This is a genomic window from Paenibacillus sp. 2TAB26 (genome assembly GCF_052115145.1).
GTDB lineage: Bacteria > Bacillota > Bacilli > Paenibacillales > Paenibacillaceae > Pristimantibacillus.
The window spans coordinates 174033-192863 of sequence record NZ_JBFRGC010000001.1 but is presented as its reverse complement, the minus strand read 5'-3'; the positions used below and the strand labels follow the sequence as shown (position 1 = coordinate 192863).

19 protein-coding genes are annotated in these 18831 nt (G+C 45.1%); all 19 read right to left on the bottom strand.

The genetic code is table 11. From position 1 onward, the window contains the following. Positions 1–132 precede the first annotated feature (132 nt). The 19 genes from AB4Z50_RS00865 to glyA all read right to left on the bottom strand — a co-directional run bounded on the left by AB4Z50_RS00865 (position 133) and on the right by glyA (position 18759). A complete protein-coding gene (locus tag AB4Z50_RS00865; RefSeq protein WP_076266251.1) occupies positions 133–531 on the bottom strand; it encodes a F0F1 ATP synthase subunit epsilon in 399 nt (132 codons plus the stop codon). Between the two features lie 24 nt (positions 532–555). Next, positions 556–1959 carry a F0F1 ATP synthase subunit beta gene (atpD, locus tag AB4Z50_RS00860; protein WP_441874687.1) on the bottom strand — a complete coding sequence of 468 codons (1404 nt, stop codon included), beginning with the start codon at positions 1957–1959 and terminating at the stop codon, positions 556–558. Positions 1960–2037: 78 nt separating this feature from the next. After that, positions 2038–2898 (bottom strand): ATP synthase F1 subunit gamma, encoded by an 861-nt coding sequence (gene atpG / locus AB4Z50_RS00855; RefSeq protein WP_054025458.1) that lies wholly within the window; start codon positions 2896–2898, stop codon positions 2038–2040. A gap of 143 nt (positions 2899–3041) precedes the next feature. Continuing rightward, positions 3042–4556, bottom strand: a complete 1515-nt coding sequence (gene atpA, locus AB4Z50_RS00850) for a F0F1 ATP synthase subunit alpha (RefSeq protein WP_076266254.1) — start codon at positions 4554–4556, stop codon at positions 3042–3044. A gap of 25 nt (positions 4557–4581) precedes the next feature. Then, positions 4582–5121, bottom strand: coding sequence for a F0F1 ATP synthase subunit delta (locus AB4Z50_RS00845; RefSeq protein WP_339205408.1), 540 nt, complete (start codon positions 5119–5121; stop codon positions 4582–4584). After that, on the bottom strand, positions 5118–5600 hold the full coding sequence (gene atpF / locus AB4Z50_RS00840) for a F0F1 ATP synthase subunit B (protein ID WP_339205409.1): 483 nt from the start codon (positions 5598–5600) through the stop codon (positions 5118–5120). Before atpF ends, AB4Z50_RS00845 begins: the two co-directional genes overlap by 4 nt. 85 nt (positions 5601–5685) lie before the next feature. Next, complete coding sequence (atpE, locus tag AB4Z50_RS00835) at positions 5686–5901, bottom strand: F0F1 ATP synthase subunit C (RefSeq protein WP_053373757.1); 216 nt, start codon at positions 5899–5901, stop codon at positions 5686–5688. Positions 5902–5976: 75 nt separating this feature from the next. Continuing rightward, the gene (gene atpB / locus AB4Z50_RS00830; protein WP_441874686.1) at positions 5977–6741 is read right to left on the bottom strand and encodes a F0F1 ATP synthase subunit A; all 765 of its coding nucleotides are present in this window, start codon (positions 6739–6741) and stop codon (positions 5977–5979) included. Between the two features lie 22 nt (positions 6742–6763). Continuing rightward, positions 6764–7132: an ATP synthase subunit I gene (locus AB4Z50_RS00825; protein WP_076266258.1), complete on the bottom strand. Its 369-nt coding sequence runs from the start codon at positions 7130–7132 to the stop codon at positions 6764–6766. Continuing rightward, on the bottom strand, positions 7125–7358 hold the full coding sequence (locus tag AB4Z50_RS00820) for an AtpZ/AtpI family protein (RefSeq protein ID WP_076266259.1): 234 nt from the start codon (positions 7356–7358) through the stop codon (positions 7125–7127). The genes AB4Z50_RS00825 and AB4Z50_RS00820 overlap by 8 nt, the downstream gene beginning before the upstream one ends. 190 nt (positions 7359–7548) lie before the next feature. Next, positions 7549–8697: a non-hydrolyzing UDP-N-acetylglucosamine 2-epimerase gene (wecB, locus tag AB4Z50_RS00815; RefSeq protein WP_441874685.1), complete on the bottom strand. Its 1149-nt coding sequence runs from the start codon at positions 8695–8697 to the stop codon at positions 7549–7551. 38 nt (positions 8698–8735) lie between these two features. After that, the gene (upp, locus tag AB4Z50_RS00810; RefSeq protein ID WP_076266260.1) at positions 8736–9365 is read right to left on the bottom strand and encodes a uracil phosphoribosyltransferase; all 630 of its coding nucleotides are present in this window, start codon (positions 9363–9365) and stop codon (positions 8736–8738) included. A 168-nt stretch (positions 9366–9533) separates the two neighbouring features. Then, the gene (locus AB4Z50_RS00805) at positions 9534–10631 is read right to left on the bottom strand and encodes a hypothetical protein (RefSeq protein WP_441874684.1); all 1098 of its coding nucleotides are present in this window, start codon (positions 10629–10631) and stop codon (positions 9534–9536) included. Positions 10632–11147: 516 nt separating this feature from the next. Further along, positions 11148–12110: an ABC transporter ATP-binding protein gene (locus tag AB4Z50_RS00800; RefSeq protein ID WP_076266262.1), complete on the bottom strand. Its 963-nt coding sequence runs from the start codon at positions 12108–12110 to the stop codon at positions 11148–11150. Continuing rightward, positions 12107–13105 carry an ABC transporter ATP-binding protein gene (locus AB4Z50_RS00795; RefSeq protein ID WP_441874842.1) on the bottom strand — a complete coding sequence of 333 codons (999 nt, stop codon included), beginning with the start codon at positions 13103–13105 and terminating at the stop codon, positions 12107–12109. The genes AB4Z50_RS00800 and AB4Z50_RS00795 overlap by 4 nt, the downstream gene beginning before the upstream one ends. 13 nt (positions 13106–13118) lie before the next feature. Continuing rightward, a complete protein-coding gene (locus tag AB4Z50_RS00790; RefSeq protein WP_339205414.1) occupies positions 13119–14042 on the bottom strand; it encodes an ABC transporter permease in 924 nt (307 codons plus the stop codon). Beyond that, positions 14039–14974 (bottom strand): ABC transporter permease, encoded by a 936-nt coding sequence (locus tag AB4Z50_RS00785; protein WP_076266265.1) that lies wholly within the window; start codon positions 14972–14974, stop codon positions 14039–14041. Before AB4Z50_RS00785 ends, AB4Z50_RS00790 begins: the two co-directional genes overlap by 4 nt. Positions 14975–15108: 134 nt before the next feature. Beyond that, the gene (locus AB4Z50_RS00780; RefSeq protein ID WP_441874683.1) at positions 15109–16791 is read right to left on the bottom strand and encodes a peptide ABC transporter substrate-binding protein; all 1683 of its coding nucleotides are present in this window, start codon (positions 16789–16791) and stop codon (positions 15109–15111) included. Positions 16792–17511: 720 nt separating this feature from the next. Beyond that, positions 17512–18759, bottom strand: coding sequence for a serine hydroxymethyltransferase (glyA, locus tag AB4Z50_RS00775; RefSeq protein ID WP_339205415.1), 1248 nt, complete (start codon positions 18757–18759; stop codon positions 17512–17514). Between the last annotated feature and the right edge of the window lie 72 nt (positions 18760–18831).

Sequence of the window (18831 nt, the reverse complement as noted above, 5' to 3'; positions counted from 1 at the left end):
ATTCAGCACTGACTTTCAATCACACTATAATATGTTACATATTAGCTATCTTTACATCTAACCTCTCTTTTCCTATAAAAAAAAGCACCGCCAGCGCCTTAAAGGCGCTGACAGTGCTTTGGTGGTTGTTGCTTATTTGTGTTTAATATGCAGACGATTCATCGCACGCTGCAAAGCAAGCTCTGCACGGCGGAAATCAACTTGGTCTTGCTTCGCAGCAAGACGCTGCTGAGCACGCTGTTTAGCGGCTTCTGCACGTTCAACGTTAATATCAGTTGCAAGCTCAGCGCTCTCAGCAAGGATAACGATCTTATCCTTGCGTACTTCGATGAAGCCTCCATTAACTGCTACTACATCTACTTGATTACCGCGTTTGATAACGACAGGTGCAATACGAAGCGGTGTGACAAGTGGAATGTGATTTGGCAATATGCCAAGCTCACCTTCAACGCCTGTTACACTAACCATATTAGCAGTCTCTGCGTATACTTTACGCTCAGGTGTTACAATCTCTACTAAAAAAGAACTCATGTGGATTCCTCCCGCCTTTCGCTATTAAAGCGTTTTGGCTTTCTCCACGGCTTCTTCAATCACACCAACATATCGGAAAGCTTCTTCCGGAAGGTCGTCATGTTTGCCCTCGAGAATTTCTTTAAAGCTGCGAACCGATTCTTTTACAGGTACATATTTACCTTTAGTTCCTGTGAACGGCTCAGCAACGTGGAACGGTTGAGAAAGGAATAGTTGAATTTTACGTGCGCGAGACACGGTCAATTTATCTTCTTCACTTAGCTCATCCATACCAAGGATTGCGATAATATCTTGAAGCTCTTTGTAGCGCTGAAGAATTTTCTTAACGCCTTGAGCTACGTTATAGTGTTCTGCACCCAAAACAGATGGGCTTAGGATACGTGAAGATGACGCGAGTGGATCAACCGCTGGGAAGATACCCATCTCGGAAATTTTACGCTCCAAGTTCGTTGTAGCATCCAAGTGGGCAAATGTCGTTGCTGGAGCTGGATCCGTATAGTCATCGGCAGGTACATAGATCGCTTGGATCGAAGTAACCGAACCTTTTTTCGTAGACGTAATACGCTCTTGCAATTGACCCATTTCAGTTGCCAATGTTGGCTGGTAACCTACCGCGGAAGGCATACGGCCTAGAAGGGCCGAAACCTCGGAGCCTGCTTGTGTGAAACGGAAGATGTTATCGACGAACAATAGTACGTCTTTTCCTTCTTCGTCACGGAAATACTCAGCCATTGTCAGACCAGTCAAAGCAACGCGTTGACGTGCGCCTGGCGGCTCATTCATTTGTCCGAATACCATCGCTGTTTTGCTTAGTACGCCGGAATCTTTCATCTCGTGGTAAAGGTCATTACCTTCACGAGTACGCTCACCAACACCCGCGAATACGGAGATACCGCCGTGCTCTTGTGCGATGTTGTTGATAAGCTCTTGAATCGTAACCGTTTTACCTACGCCCGCGCCGCCGAAGAGGCCGATTTTACCGCCTTTTGCGTATGGAGCGAGAAGATCGATTACTTTAATTCCTGTTTCAAGAATTTCCGCTTGCGTGGACAATTCATCGAAAGCAGGTGCTGCGCGGTGAATCGGAAGGTTTACTGTCGATGAAGCATCGCCAGCTTCGTCAATCGGTTGGCCTAGCACGTTAAATACGCGACCAAGCGTAGAAGCACCAACCGGAATAGTAATAGGTGCGCCTGTATCTACGGCAATCATACCGCGTACAAGACCGTCTGTCGTACTCATAGCTACGGCACGTACCTTATTGTCACCGAGGTGAACGGCTACTTCAAGCGTCAAGTTAATATCAATGCCGCCTGCTTCGCCCTTTTGCTCGATTTTGACAGCGTTCAAAATTTCCGGCAAATTGCCGCGTTCGAACTCTAAGTCTACGACCGGACCCATGACGGATACAACATGTCCTTTTTTCATGGTTTTCCCTCCTGGTTCCTTCTTGTAACTGCACGCCGGTCAGCTTATCGCAAGCGCCTGGCCCTTGCAGTGTATATATTAAGATTGAGCATTTGCCCCAGCAACGATCTCGGAAATTTCTTGTGTAATCGCTGCTTGACGCGCCCTATTGTAAGTGAGCGTCAATTGGTTGATGATTTTCGTCGCGTTTTTCGTGGCGCTTCCCATGGCAGTCATACGTGCCCCGAACTCACTTGCTTTTCCGTCTAGAACTGCGCTGTAAATGAGCGTTTCCGCATATTTAGGCAGCAGCACTTCAAGCACGCCCTCCGGTGATGGCTCGTATTCATACGATGTGACAGCCGTGTTCCCGCCTACTTCTGCAAGTGGCAGCAAACGTACGTCTGTCGGCACTTGAGTAATCGCATTAACGAATTCGTTATAGTACAAGTACAACTCATCATAAGCACCTTCTGAGAACATATTAACGGCTGAATAAGCAACCGATTTAATGTCTGCGAATGTAGGAGCATCCGGCAAGCCGATAACTTCCTCAACGATTGTCATGTTGCGGCGGCGGAAATAGTCGCGACCTTTCCGTCCGATAACGAACAATACATATTCATCCGTCGACTTATGATTCTCTCGAATCGTTTGCGTTACTTTACGAAGAATATTCGCATTGTAGCCGCCCGCTAGTCCACGGTCCGATGTAATAACGAGATAACCCGTTTTTTTCACTGGACGCTTCTCTAGCATCGGATGCTTCACATCTTTAGTGCCAGCTGCGATGCTTGCTACAACTTCCTTCAGCTTCTCAGCATATGGGCGTGATGCTTGCGCTGCTTCTTGTGCCTTTCTTAGGCGGGAAGCGGCAACCATCTCCATTGCTTTCGTAATCTGCTTCGTATTTTGTTTACTCTTGATTTCGCGTTTAATATCGCGCATACCTTTTGCCATTTGGTTTCACCCGCCTTTGTTGCTTTGGACCTGCTCCAAAGCCTGGTGTTGGTGGAGAAAGTTATCTAGGCCCGAACATAAAGAACGGGCTTCGATTTATATTGGATTATAAGAAGGTATAAGTTTCACCCGTATATGCTTAATTATGCCGATACAGAGAAGCTTTTCTTAAATTTATTGATAGCTTCAACGAGAGCTTTCTCGTTGTCAGCAACAAGATCCTTAGTATCGCGGATCGATTGGCCAATTTCAGGGCTGTTCGAATCGAGGTACGCGTGGAACTCTTCCTCAAAGCGAAGGATATCGCCAACTGGAATCTCATCCAAATGACCTTTAACAGCAGAGAAGATTGAGATAACTTGTTTCTCAACAGGCATCGGCTTGTTAACGTCTTGTTTAAGAATTTCCATCGTGCGCGCACCGCGGTTAAGGCGAGCTAGCGTCGATTTGTCAAGGTCGGAACCGAACTGCGAGAACGCTTGAAGCTCACGGTAAGCCGCAAGATCCAGACGAAGCGTACCAGCAACCTTTTTCATTGCTTTGATTTGAGCGGAACCACCTACACGGGATACAGAGATACCAACGTTAACCGCTGGACGCTGACCGGAGTAGAACAGATCTGCTTCTAGGAAGATTTGACCGTCTGTAATCGAGATAACATTCGTAGGAATGTATGCCGATACGTCTGATGCTTGTGTCTCAATGAATGGCAATGCCGTCATTGAGCCGCCGCCTCTAGCGTCGCTTAGTTTAGCCGCACGCTCTAGCAAACGGGAGTGAAGGTAGAATACATCACCTGGGTATGCTTCACGACCCGGTGGACGACGAAGCAATAGGGAAAGCTCACGGTAAGCAGCAGCTTGTTTCGATAGATCATCGTAGATAACAAGAACGTGCTCGCCTTTGTACATGAAGTACTCACCCATTGTACAACCAGCATAAGGAGCTAGGAAGAGCAATGGAGCCGGCTCAGATGCACCAGCAGTTACTACGATCGTGTATTCAAGAGCACCGTGGCGACGAAGTGTTTCCACTACGTTTGCAACAGTGGATTGCTTTTGACCAACAGCTACGTAAATACATTTTACGCCGTTGCCTTTTTGGTTGATGATTGCATCGATTGCAATGGATGTTTTACCCGTTTGACGGTCACCGATGATAAGCTCACGTTGTCCGCGGCCTACTGGTACCATTGCGTCGATAGCTTTCATACCTGTTTGCATAGGCTCATGAACCGATTTACGGTCAATTACGCCTGGTGCTGGAGATTCAATCGCACGGAATTGAGTCGTGTTGATTGGACCTTTACCATCTAGTGGCTGTCCAAGTGGATTTACTACGCGGCCAAGAAGCTCTTCGCCGACAGGTACTTCCATGATACGGCCTGTACGTTTAACTTGATCGCCTTCGCGAATATCCGTGTATGGTCCAAGGATAACGACACCGACGTTGCTTTCTTCGAGGTTCAAAGCCATACCGACTACACCGTTTGAGAATTCGAGCAATTCACCCTGCATCGCATTTTCCAAACCGTGTACGCGGGCGATACCGTCACCGACATTGATTACGGTGCCGACGTCCACGACTTGAATTTCGGATTTAAAATTTTCGATCTGTTGTTTAATCAGCGTGCTGATTTCATCAGGTCTGATACTCAATTCGTTCACCCCTATCTACAGTGCATTAGATTTTAAACGATTTTTGTAAACGTTCCAACTTGCCGGACAAGCTTCCATCATAAAGACGGTCGCCGATGCGTACTTGTACGCCACCTAGCAATGAAGGTTCTACTATTTGCTCAGCAATAATAGCTTTGCCAGTCAATTGTCCGAACTGCGCCGCTACGTTAGCAAGCTCAGCATCAGACAAAGCTTGTGCGGAATAAACCGTAGCATGTGCTTGACCGAGCGAATCTCCCGCAACCTTCGTATATGCTGCATAAACCTCAGCAATAATATCTTGGCGTCTGCGAGTAATAAGAATTTGTACGGTGTTGAATACCAGTGAAGATACACGATCACCGAATGCTGCTTTTAGAACGGCAATCTTTTGTTCTGGAGCAATACTTGGAACAGACAGGAACTTTTCAATGTCAGCGTCCTGCTCAAGAGCTTGCACGATCAGCTTAAGCTGCTCCTGAACCTCTGAAACAACCTTTTGCTGCTGTGCAACCTCGAACAGTGCTTTAGCGTAGCGCTTCGCTACGACTGCATCGCGGCTCATTTATTTCCAACTTCTTTCAAATATTGACCAACAAGCTGTTCTTGTGATTTCTCATCCACTTGCTTCTCAATAATTTTCGATGCGATTTTTACGGAGATGCCGCCAACTTCAGTACGAAGCGCTGCAATTGCTTTGTTTTTCTCGCTTTCGATATCTTTGAGAGCATCGTCTTTCAGACGGGATGCTTCTGTTTTTGCTGTTTGAACGATCTCGTCTGCTTGCTTCGAGCTCGTTGTTCTGGATTGTTCAATAATTTCGTAAGCTTCTTTGCGAGCTTGTTGGAGTGCAGCCTTCTGCTCTTCCATTTGCTGCTCAGCCGCTTTACGACTGTTCTCAGCTGTATTCATTTGTTCAAGCACAAGCTGTCTGCGCTTCTCCATTACTTCGAATAATGGACCAAATGCGTACTTATTGAGTAACCAGTACAAAACACCAAACGCAACCATTGCGATTACTGTAGATTCCCAAACCCATGACATAGATGCCGCTCCTTTCTCACCACAATATTGTCTTAATCATAACGAAGGCGAAGAGGGCTAAGGCCTTCCCCGCCAATTTCAGTTATTAAGCTTGGAAGAAAGCCAAGAAGCCGATAACTACGCCGATGATAGGCACAACTTCGACGATACCTACACCGATGAACATTGTTGTTTGCAATTTACCTTGAAGTTCAGGCTGACGAGCGATACCTTCAACTGTTTTACTAACGATCATACCGTTACCTACACCCGCGCCAACTGCACCCAAACCTACTGCCAAAGCTGCTGCTAATAATTCCATTTTTAAAATCCTCCTCGAAAATTGTTGTTTTTTGTATAACCAACCTCAATGTTGAATTAAGGCATAAAGCGAAAATTAATGTGCTTCCTCTTCATCGTGAATGGCAGCTTGTGAAATATATACCATCGTAAGAATCGTGAACAAGAAAGCTTGAATACCGCCTACAAAAAGACTGAAGCCCTGCCATGCAACCAGGAACGGCGTACCAATCCAGCCCATCATCAGGATTGTTGCAATCAGTACTTCACCTGCGAAGATGTTAGCGAACAACCGAAGCGCAAGTGTTACTGGCTTAGCGATTGTCTCAATAAGGTTAACTGGGAAGAATATTGGGTAAGGATGGAAATAATGTTTCAAGTAGTGCTTTCTATTCTGTTTCAGACCAAGGAAATGGACGATTACGAATACGATAAGCGCTAACCCTGCCGTTACTGAAATATCAGCAGTTGGCGATTTCCACCAAGCAAGTTCAATATGACCATGCTTCTCATCCAATAATTCCTGCGTAACACCGATACTTTCATTAACAGTACTAGTTTCGGTTACGATACCGAAAGGCAAACCGAGCAGGTTGGAGATGAAAATGAACATAATCAGCGTCATTCCTAAAGAAATGAACGGTCTGACTCGTTTTGCAGGCATTGTGCTTGAAATAAAGTTTTGAACGAAATCAACTACCCATTCCAAAAAGTTCTGCATCTTCGAAGGGTTGTCCACCGAAAGGTTGCGAACAGCCAGCTTAGCGATCAAGAACGTCACAATGACTGAAACCACAAGTGCTACCAAGGTCGAAATGTCAATATTAAACGGCCCCAGTGGCATCACCGGAAATTCATGCATCTAAAATTTTCACCCCTTTCCGCTAAGATTGTCGTTTATTGTGAATATATGCTGCTACCAAAAGAATAAACGGCATGACCATACAGCCAGCTAACGCGGCCGGCATGCTGAGATCCTCCGGAAAACGATAGGCGATCATGGCAACCAGCAACACTGTTGCGATGCGGTTTCCTAGACCAAGACCTCTCTTGCGTGGTCCAACCCCCGCTGCTCCTAGGGTGACCATTTCTACTCTGCGTCTTAGTAAAAACGCATTCATGGAACTTGCTGCCAATCCCACAAGAAGACCGAGAGACACCGTACGCCAGTCCGGCAAGAAAGCCCATACAATTAGGCATACCGCCATTGCATAAATAAGCGTACGTAATGCTGTCTTCATTATTTTATCCATCGGCGTCCTCCATAACCTTCTTAACAAGCAGAATGGCTGAGAGTAGTCCGACAGCCAGACCGACCAGTATGCCACCGAGCGTCCATCCCTTCGCGTCCCCAAAACGGTTCCCGAGAGAAGAGCCGATCCAATAGCCTAAAAAGATACATACAGCGACTTGCAATCCGAGTGCGCCGACTAGTCCGGCTGCGAGCAGTGGATTGTCCCTTCTGTCCTTTTTATTCATGGTTCATACCCCTGTCAATCCTCATTTATTTTATCCAAGCCACAACACGTTTGTCAATTGAAATCACTGCAAACTTTTGGTGAATTGATCGACCAAAACCCTTGATACATAAGGTGTTGTGCGTCCCGGAAACCGTACAGTACTACTGTATGCTGTACATTCGCCTCTCAGCTCATCACTCCTGTGTAATCTATGAACGTTCTGTGAACGAAACAGGACGATCCTTTAGTCTGCCAAAATGATGCAAGATCGCATCTACAATACGCTCGGAAGCGGTGCCATCCCCATAAGGGTTAGCAGCTTGACTCATGCGAGAATACAGCTGAGAATCGGTTAGCAGTGCATGAGCTCTGCTGTACACCAGCTCCTCATTTGTACCTACCAACTCTAGCGTTCCTGCTTCGATGCCCTCTGGACGCTCTGTCGTATCGCGAAGCACAAGTGTCGGCACGCCAAACGATGGAGCCTCTTCTTGCAAACCGCCGGAATCCGTCATAATCATAAAGGCATGCGGGTAGAAATTGTGGAACTCGAATACATCCAGCGGATCAATCAAGCGAATACGCGGAYGATCGCCCAAAATTTCATTCGCAGGCTCTCTGACCGCAGGATTCGGGTGGACTGCATACACGACTACCACATCTTCGTGCTCGTCAGCGATTCGTTTCACCGCTCTGAAAATATTGCGATGCGGTTCTCCTAACGCTTCACGACGATGTGCTGTCATGAGAATCATCCGTTTCCCTTTAGCCCAGTCGATTACCGGATGCGAGAAAGACTCATCTACCGTATATTGGAATACATCAGTCGCGGTGTTCCCAGTCACATAAATGGCAGCATCCGACTTGTTCTCTTTGCGTAAATTGTTCGCCGACCATTCTGTCGGAGCAAAATGCACATCTGAGAGCACGCCGGCAAGCTGCCGATTCATTTCTTCCGGATAAGGAGAAAGCTTATTCCAAGTACGAAGCCCCGCCTCAACGTGGCCCACTTTTATTTGCTTAAGAAACGCTGCATAGCTTGCTAGAAACGTTGTCTGTGTATCGCCATGTACTAGCACGATATCAGGCTTCGCTTGCGTTAGAACAGGATCAAGCCCTTCTAGCACGCGAACAGTCGTCTCCGTTAACGTTTGACGATCCTTCATCACATTCAAATCGTAATTTGGATGAATTTCAAAAAAATCGAGTACCTGATCAAGCATCTGGCGATGCTGCGCAGTTACACAAACGATCGATTCGATTTCATCCTCTCGCTTCTGGAGCTCGAGTACGAGCGGCGCCATCTTGACTGCCTCCGGACGTGTTCCAAAAATAGTCATTACCTTCAGTTTAGACAAAAGATTCCACTCCTATTATCATTTCATACGACACTGTGCTAATTTGTTCCGAACATGCGGTCTCCAGCATCGCCTAGACCAGGGATGATGTAGCCTCTTTCATCCAGACGCTCATCGAGTGCGGCGATATAAATATCGACATCAGGATGCGCTTCTTGAACAGCCTTCACGCCCTCAGGAGCAGCAATAAGACACATTAATTTAATTTGATCGCAATTATGATTTTTCAGTGAATTGATCGCTGCGATAGCAGAGCCGCCCGTAGCAAGCATCGGATCGATAACAATAAGCAGACGATTCGGTGCATCTGTAGGCAAATTAATGTAATACTCTTTAGGCTGAAGCGTTTCATGATCTCTCGCTAGACCGATATGCCCTACCTTTGCCGATGGAATCAGCTTCAATATACCGTCAACCATCCCAAGACCAGCGCGCAAAATAGGCACAAGCCCAAGCATTCTTCCGGATACAACCTTCGAATCCGTCTCGGCTACAGGCGTCTGCACCTTAATCGTATCAAGCGGTATTTCTCTCGTAATTTCGTAAGACATCAATGTTGCAACTTCATCAACCAATTCCCGAAAATCTTTTGTATTCGTTTCTTTATTCCGAATAAAAGTCAGCTTATGCTGAATTAACGGATGGTCGCAAATAATTACTTTGCTCATGGAGCCGTATTCCTCCCGTTTGTTGTTGTTATTGTATAGTAGTCTTCACACAATCCCGTATATTATAGCATTGTAAACAAGCCCTTGCATCTTGAGTTTTATGTTTTCGCAAATAAAGGCCAGTGATTCCAAAATTAGGAGTCACAGGCCGCTGTAAGTATATTCCTTTTAACTGCTGCAGCCTCCGCCGCCGCAGGATGATCCGCCGCCGTCTCCACCGCTTCCGCAGGAGGAATCCCCGCCTGATCCGCTATCTCCGCCGTCACTTCCACACGAATGGTCATCTCTTCCATCGTCGGATGAGCCGCTGCAAGCATAAGTGGTATCGCCGCTTCCATTCGCTTTACGTTCCTCTTCATTTTGAGCTTGATCCATCTGCTGGGCAAAATCATTCGGGTGCGATATAGAATTGTAAATGAGAAGACCTGATAATAGGCCGGTTGCTCCTAAAACAGGATCATACCCATAGCTGCTCGCGGAGCTAGGCTCTTTCCCGTAAGGCGCTTTGCCCTTTCCAGCAGCCAAAAGCTGAGATTTGGCCCTATCTATCATATAGTTAGCTGTCGCTTTCAAATCAGAGTGTCTCTCTGTCGTACTCACGTTAAACCATTGCTTGCGCAGTTCTTCTGTACTCCAGCCAGCAAGCTCCTCCAGCCGTTGCTCCGACATTTGCGTTCGGTAAAAGGCTCCCCATATTCTGCCGCTAACCGGAGCCTGCCCAAACAGTTCGCCATAAGCCCAGTCGAACATCGCTCTTTCTCCCGGGAGCGGCTGCGCACCTGGCGCATGAGGTGCATGATGAATCATTGCGCCGGAGAATTTCATGCAAAACTGTTCATACTCCCTCGTGAACATAAGCATTTCATGCCATACCGCATCAACCTGCTTGCTATACATAGGAACACTGCGCATGATGCCACACATAAGAAAATATCGTTTCAGCTCAAACCAGGTCCAATTCCATTCTTTATCTGATATTTTTGGGAATTCCTTTAACACCCTGTCCTTCACTCGGCTCTCAAAATCGATACCTAGCGCGGACTCCAAGCGTTCCGCCGCAGTTCTCGCAGGGTGCCCGTACGGCACGCCAAGTGCAGTCGGTAGCTCGGCATTTGGCCAAGGTGTAAACGCATTGGTACGACCAGCATATTCTCGGCCTCTGCCGCCCGATTTAGCATTGCTGTTTGAACTATTCGATTTTGATAGTGCACTTATTACAACAATAACCAAAACTACAATAATCAATATCGTTACCACTTGATCCATCCTAACCCTCCACGTCGGTTCGTCTTACCCATATATTAACACATCTCCTAATCGCACGGGTCATCAGGATAATGAAGGTCACACATATAATCGAGGCTCTCTTCTGAATAGAAGCCTTTAAACAGCGCTGTATTGCCCTGTATGCCTACTTCATTATACGGAAGGGTTTCCCTCAGTTAACCCCGTAGTGTCCAGTACAACCGCTCTACGATCCTGCTCCTTGCACTTACACACGGCGAAGCCGCTCTCCTCAAGCTTATATAGTGGGCCTTGAAGTCATCATGTAAACTTCTATCCACAATCAGTATAAAAATAATAAATTATTTATTGAAAAAACGTTTAAATGATAAACTATCCACATTTTTGGCATGAGTTATCCACAATTGTCCACATGTTATCAACATTTTTGTGCACAACCTACTAAAAACAAAAAAAGATGAAGCAGGAATCATCCTTGCTCCATCTTTTTTCAAAAACTTATTCACAACTAGCTTTATGCTAGATAATTGATAATGATTAAACTGACGCGTAGTGACAAGCAGCAAAATGCCCTTTTCTCACTTCAAGCAGAGCTGGCTCATCCACCTTGCATTTGTTTGTCGCAATCGGACAACGCGTATGGAACTGGCAGCCTGTAGGCGGATTGATTGGGCTAGGCAAATCGCCAGTCAATACAATACGCTCACGAGTCGCTTCAATCTCCGGGTCTGGAATCGGAATAGCCGAAAGCAGAGCCCTTGTATAAGGGTGAGCAGGACTCGCGTACAACTCGCTGCTCTCTGCGAGCTCAACGATTTTACCAAGATACATAACCGCTACACGATCGCTTATATGCTTAACCATGGATAAATCATGCGCGATAAACAAGTAAGTCAAACCCATCTTGCGCTGTAGATCCATCATCAAGTTAACAACTTGCGCTTGGATAGATACGTCGAGCGCTGAGATCGGCTCATCTGCAATGATGAAGCGCGGATCAACAGCAAGCGCGCGTGCAATACCAATACGCTGTCTTTGACCGCCAGAGAATTCATGCGGATACCTTGTAGCGTGGTCTGGATTAAGACCTACGACATCCAGCAGGTTCTCAACTCTGTGCTTGCGTTCTTTCTTGCTTGCAACAAGCTTGTGAATATCAAGCGCTTCTCCAATGATGTCCATAACCGTCATACGCGGGTTTAATGATGCGTAAGGATCTTGGAATATCATTTGCATATCACGGCGAAGCTCTTTTAGCTTAGGACCCTTCAACTTATAAATATCTTGCCCGTCGAAGTTAACACCGCCGCTAGTTGGTTCATACAGCCGCATAATAGTACGACCAGCTGTTGATTTTCCGCAACCGGACTCACCAACTACGCCGACCGTTTCTCCTTTTTTGATGGAGAAAGATATATCATTAACAGCGTGGAGCGTCGCTCCTCCGCCTAAATTAAACGATTTACGCAAATTATTAATTTCAATTAATGGCGCACTCATACTGACACCTCCCGTTTTGCATAAGGATGTGCTAGCCAGCATGCCGACTCATGATTCTCATTGCCATCCACTGGGAGCAATTCGGGATCATTGTCCACGCAAACCCGCATGGCTTCATCACAGCGAGCACAGAAGCTGCAGCCCGTCGGCGGCTTAATCAAATCCGGCGGCATACCGTAAATCGGTACCAACGGCTCTTCCTTCTTCTGGTCAAGACGAGGAAGGGAGCGCAGCAAGCCTCTTGTATAAGGATGCTTAGGGTTTTTGAAAATCTCCCATTTCGTACCGGTTTCCACAACCTTGCCTGCATACATAACGATAACGCGGTCACACATATCTGCTACAACGCCTAAATCATGCGTAATAAGAATAATAGAAGTGCCAAGCTTTTGCTGCAAGTCCTTCATGACTCGCATAATTTGCGCTTGAATTGTAACGTCTAGCGCCGTTGTTGGCTCATCCGCAATAAGAAGCGATGGATTGCATGCAAGCGCGATAGCAATCATCGCCCGTTGACGCATGCCCCCAGAGAACTGATGCGGATATTGATTAACTCGTGAAGCAGGGTTCGGAATACCTACAAGATCAAGCATCTCAATCGCGCGTGCTGTCGCTTTTGCACCGCTTATTCCTTGATGCTTGATTAGTCCCTCTGTAATTTGACGGCCAATCGTTAGCGTAGGGTTAAGAGAGGTCATTGGATCCTGAAAGATCATCCCCATCTCTTTACCACGAATGTCCTCCATTTGATTATTGGACATTTTCAAAATTTCTTGGCCTTTAAACATAATCGATCCTTTAGTATCGGCCGGAGGCGATGGAATCAAACGCATGAGCGATTGTGCAGTTACACTTTTGCCGCAACCGGACTCCCCAACGATGGCTACTGCCTCGCCTTTGTTGACGTGAAAATTCACACCGCGAACCGCTTTAACGATACCGCCTCGAACTTTGAAATTAACACGAAGGTCTTTTACTTCAAGTAATTTCTCCATCATTGACCACCTCCTACTTCTTCATTTTCGGATCAAGCGCATCTCTCAGACCATCGCCAAAAATATTAAAGCAAAGCATCGTAACGCTTATAACTGCTGCTGGGAAAATCATTCTCCACGGATACAGTGTCCATGCTTTAATTGCATCATTTATCATCGTACCCAAAGACGCAGCTGGGGATTGAACACCTAGTCCCAAGAAGCTGAGGAATGCCTCTGCGAAGATCGCACTTGGAACAGTAAGCGTCAACGTTACGATAATCGGACCCATTGCGTTAGGAATAAGATGTCTGAATAGAATACGTGGAGTGCTTGCGCCGAGCGCTTGAGCAGCCATAACGTATTCTTGATTTTTGAGCTGCATGATCTGACCGCGCACAATCCAAGCCATACTGATCCAACCGGTTATACTAAGCGCAAGCACGATCGTGAACATGCTCGGCTCTAATATGACAATCAAAAGAATGATAATAAGCATGCTTGGAATGGAGTATAGAACTTCACAAAAACGGTTCAATATCTCATCGACACGACCGCCGAAGTAACCCATAATTCCACCGATAATTACACCAAGAACCAAGTCTGCGAGTGCAGCATATATACCAACCTGCAGAGATATCCCTGCCCCCATCCAAGTACGGGTGAAGAGATCCCGCCCGAGATCGTCTGTACCAAACCAATAGGTAGCGTTAGGATTTAAGTTCTTTTCCTTCAAGTGATTCGTTTGAAAATCCTGCTCTGATATGATCGGGCCAAAAATCGCCATAAGGGTGACGATAAGCAGCACAATTAAGCTGAACATCGCTATTTTGTTGGAACGCAGACGCAGCCAAGCATCTTTCCATGCCGAGATGCTCTCACGAACAACTACTTCCGTGTGCTTCTCATCTTTGTTCAGCTTCGCGAATTGATCCGGCGTAAAGGTCTTATCCTTCATCCTTTTCCGCCTCCTCTTGTTAGCTTGATACGCGGATCGACAAAGCCATAAGCTACGTCAGTCAAGAAACGCGCAACCATCAGGATAATTCCATAAAATAAAGTAAGCCCCATTATGAGCGTATAGTCGCGGTTAGTAATACTTTGTACAAAATATTTCCCAATTCCACCTATACCAAAAATTTGTTCGACAACGACAGAACCGGTAATAATGTTAGCGGTCATCGGTCCGATATAAGTTACTACTGGCAAAATAGCATTGCGTAGAGCATGACGAACCAAAATAATGCGGCCGCTGAGACCTTTAGCACGAGCGGTCTTAATGTAATCAGCGGATAGTACTTCTAGCATCGTTGAGCGCGTCAGACGCGCGATAAATGCAGCTGGAAGAAACGAAAGCGCAAGAACAGGCATAATAAAATCTGTAGGATCGTTAAGTCCCGATACATTGAGCCAACGCAGCTTGCTGCCTAGGACGAACTGTAAAATTGATGCTGCCAAAAAGTTGGGAATCGATACCCCAAGCACTGCAATAACAATCGTGAAGCTATCCAAAAATTTACGATGATTAAGAGCTGCAACGATGCCCAGAATCAAACCTAATGCTAGCGACACAATAACAGCAAAAAGGCCGATTTGCGCAGAGTAAATAAAGCTTTCTTTAATAATACGAGTAACGGACATATATTGCTGCTTCATTGACATCCCTAAGTCGCCATGAAGCAAATTGTTCAAATACATCAAGTATTGTTTCCATACCGGCTGATCAAGGCCGTACATTTGCAAGAGGTGCTCCCTTATTTTCTCGGGAATAGCCTTCTCCCTAATGAAGGGATCGCCCGGGATAATTTTCATAAGAAAGAACGTAGCGGACGCAAGAACAAACAACGAGACAAACATGGACAGAAACTTCTTGGATACATATTTTATCAACGCAATGGACACCTCCTTACAGAATATAAACAAGAAGTAATGCTAAAAAGTGATAAAGCCTGAATCTGTCAACAAGAAAGGGATATATGCGGACACCCCGCATATATCCCTAGCTTCAGGTGCTGGAAGGACGACTATTTCGCTTCGTAGAAACCTCTTGTGTAGTCGATGTCCCCTTTGTAGTCCAAGAAGATGTTCTTGAATCCAGGTTTAAGCATGTAAACGTTGCTGTAGTAGTAAATTGGCATGATCGGCATGTATTCCATAAGAATTTTTTCTGCCTCAGTCATAGCCGCAATACGTTCAGCTTGATCTCCGCTTGCATTCGCTTTTTTGATCAAAGCGTCGTATTCAGGTGAAGCAAAACCTGTATTATTTTGACCGCCGCCAGTTACGAACATATCCAAGTAAGTCATTGGATCGTTGTAGTCAGCTCCCCAACCTGCGCGAGCGATTTGATAGTTCATTGCAGTACGGTTTTTCAATAGAACAGCAAACTCTTGGTTCTCGATACCAACTTCGATACCAAGGTTTTGACGCCACATTTCAACGATTGCTTCAGCAATTTTCTTGTGGCCGTCGCTTGTGTTGAACGTCAATGTTACTTTAGGGAACTTAGCAAGCTTAAGCTCAGCTAGACCTTCAGCAAGCAATGTTTTTGCTTCGTCAACATTTTCAGTGAAGAAATCATCTTTCACTTCGTTACGGTAATCTTCTTTCAAACCGATGATGCCTGGTGGTACAAAACCAAACGAAGGAACTTCGCCGGCCATTGTTACGCTCTCAACGATTGCTTGACGATCAATCGCCATTGCAAGTGCTTTACGTACTTTTACGTTGTTGAAAGGAACTTCTTCTGTGTTGAATTGGTAGTAGTACGAGCTTGCGATACCTTTAGTAACGATCTCGTCTTTTTTAGATTCTTTTAGAACCGGAATTTGCTCAGCCGGGATTTCACCAGTTGGTTTACCAGTGTAATCAAGTTTACCTGTCTCGTAGTTAGCAAGTTCAGTTGCAGATTCAGCGATCATTGTGAAGTCAACGCCTGCAAATTTCACTTGTGCTTTATCGTAGTAGTTTTCGTTAGGAACAAGCTTAATGGAAGTATTGTGCTGCCATTCGCTCATTTTGAAAGGACCGTTACCGATGATTGTTTTAGCATCAGCAGCCCAAGCCTCGTTGTCCTTCACAGAAGGATGAACAGGGTTGTAAACATAGAATGATGTAAGGCTCAAGAAGTATGGTGTAGGTGAAACGAGTTTAACTTCAAGCGTTTGAGCATCAAGAGCTTTGATACCCACAGCGTCTGTGTTTGTCGTTTTGCCTTCGTTATAATCTTGTGCGCCAACGATGTAGTAGAATTGGTACGCGTAAGTTGAACCTACAGCTGGATCAAGCGCGCGCTTCCAAGAGAATTCGTAGTCATTTGCAGTAACAGGGTCGCCGTTACTCCATTTTGCGTCTTTGCGGATTTTAAATGTGTAGGTTTTGCCGTCTTCTGATTTTACCCAGCTTTCAGCTGTTGCAGGAATGGATTCACCATTCTCGTTTTTACGAGTTAGACCCTCGTAGATACCAGTTGCAAGTGTACCTGATACGTTGTCTTCCATAAGTGCCGGGTCAAGTGTCGAAGGCTCAGAGTGAATGTTCATTCTGAAAACTTTCGATTCGGATGCTCCTCCATTTGTAGCGCCGTTTGTTGCGCCGTTCGTAGCACCGTTGTTGCCTGTTTCTTCTTTAGGCGTACAACCAACAGCGACAATAGCAAGAATGAGTAAAGCAGCAATAAATGATAAAGCAGACTTTCTTGTTCTCATTGTAATCCTCCCGTTTTTTTTCTGCTCAGTTCAACATGGCAAAATCGTCCAACTTACTCGCTTTGTACACAAACGTTTGCATCTTCTTCTAGCTTGTCCAATGCAAATATACGTATCCTCTTGAGCAATGCTAAACATTTTCCCCATTTAAACAATGAGTTTAAATATAATAATAAATTTCACTATACAACCATGTTAATTATTTATCAAGAATATGTAAGCTGTAAATTTTTGTTTATAATTACTTTTATACACTGTTCTTTAACACATTAACGCGTTTATTCAATTAATTATTCTGTTGCGTTAATGCTGTACAGCGTTTATTCGGTTAATTATTTTAATAATATTTCACTTTAATATTTTTACAGTCATTTATTTACAAAAATAGCACTAATGATTAAAAATACAGATTAAATTGAAAATCCTTTATATTTCCATTTTGTTTTAAATTACATATATATTCCACAAATATATAATGTGTTTTTTCGGTATTTATACTATAACATAAATAATAACGACCATTATATTTAATTATTATTTTTCGGTTGTGCAAAATGAACGTTTTTTCATTTCAACATTGACGTTTGATCATTTATTCTAAGCAGCTTCTAACTGTATTATTTTTTTAGATATATTATTTATGCACGGCATATAATCAAAAAAAGACCTATTCATGCATATGCACAAATAGGTCTTTTTTTATTAATAATATATTTATGATTAGTAAGTCATGCCAGGGTAAAGTGGGTATTGTGCCGTAAGATCACGAACCATGCCGCGCGCTTTGGAGAGCACCTCTTGATCTTGAGGGCTGTTAAGCACAAGTGCAATAACCTCAGCAATAACCTTCATTGCGTTCTCTTCCATGCCGCGAGCTGTCGCTGCAGGTGTACCAATACGAATACCGGATGTTACAAACGGGCTTGTTGGATCAAACGGAATGGCATTTTTGTTTACCGTAATGCCTACTTCATCAAGCACATGTTCTGCTACTTTTCCTGTAATGTTCAGATTACGTGTGTCGAGCAGCATCAAGTGATTGTCTGTTCCGCCAGATACGATATTAAAGCCTTTTGCAACAAGCTCTTCCGAAAGAACTTTAGCGTTCTTAACAACTTGGGTTGCGTATTGCTTGAATTCAGGTTGAAGCGCCTCGCCGAAAGCTACTGCTTTAGCAGCGATAATATGCATCAAAGGACCGCCTTGCGAGCCTGGGAAAACTGCTTTATCAATCGCAGCAGCCCAAGGTTGACGACAAAGGATCATACCGCCGCGAGGTCCGCGAAGGGTTTTGTGTGTTGTAGTTGTTACAAAATGCGCATGAGGCACTGGGCTCGGGTGAAGGCCTGCAGCAACCAAACCAGCGATGTGAGCCATATCAACCATAAACAATGCGCCTACATCATTAGCAATTTTGCCAAGCTTCTCGAAATCGATTGTGCGCGGATATGCACTAGCGCCTGCAACGATCAAACGAGGACGGTGCTTGAAAGCAAGCTTGCGAACTTCTTCATAATCAATAGTGAAGGAATCTTCTTGTACACCATATGCAACAAAGTTATAAAGCAATCCAGATGCATTAACAGGGCTGCCGTGTGTCAAATGTCCGCCATGTGCTAGATTCATACCAAGCACAGTGTCGCCAGGCTGCAAAGCTGCAAGGTAAACAGCCATGTTCGCTTGTGCGCCGGAGTGTGGTTGCACGTTCGCGTGCTCAGCGCCAAAAAGCTCTTTTGCACGGTTGCGGGCAATATCCTCAACGATGTCAACATGCTCACAACCGCCATAGAAACGTTTGCTTGGGTAACCTTCTGCATATTTGTTCGTCAAAACGCTTCCCATAGCTTCCAATACCGCTTCGCTAACGATGTTCTCGGATGCGATTAGCTCGATATTGTCACGTTGACGAGTAAGTTCTAGTCCTAGAGCTTTCAATACTTCTGGGTCTTGTTTGCGCAAATTTTCCATGATTAAATTCCTCCTCAAATTAGATACACTTTATCAAGCAAAAACGTCTTCGGTGTCCTTTAGACGCTGAAA